Annotated in this window: 1 protein-coding gene; it reads left to right on the top strand. The window is 65.6% G+C overall.

Features of this window, described 5'->3' with window-relative positions; translation table 11 throughout:
- On the top strand, window positions 1-256 hold a 256-nt coding region (locus SB751_RS29710), incomplete at its 5' end, for an aldehyde dehydrogenase family protein (protein ID WP_410748985.1).
- Window positions 257-282: the final 26 nt, after the last annotated feature.

Genomic DNA, 282 nt, shown 5'->3' on the forward strand with positions numbered 1-282 from the left:
CACGGAAGACGAAGCCGTCGACGCCGCGAACGACACGCCGTTCGGGCTCGCCGCGTATTTCTATACGCAGGACCTGCGCCGCATCGCGCGCGTGTCGGCACGGCTCGAAACGGGCCTCGTCGGCATCAACGAAGGCGCGCTCGCCAGCGAGGCCGCGCCGTTCGGCGGCGTGAAGCAATCGGGACTCGGGCGCGAAGGCTCGAAGTACGGCATCGACGAATACGTCGAGCTGAAGTATCTGTGCATGGGCGTTTGAGCACGCGCTACAAGCACAGGATGAGC

Origin of the sequence: Cupriavidus sp. SIMBA_020 (assembly GCF_046535395.1) — a bacterium.
GTDB classification, from domain to species: Bacteria; Pseudomonadota; Gammaproteobacteria; order Burkholderiales; family Burkholderiaceae; genus Cupriavidus; species Cupriavidus campinensis.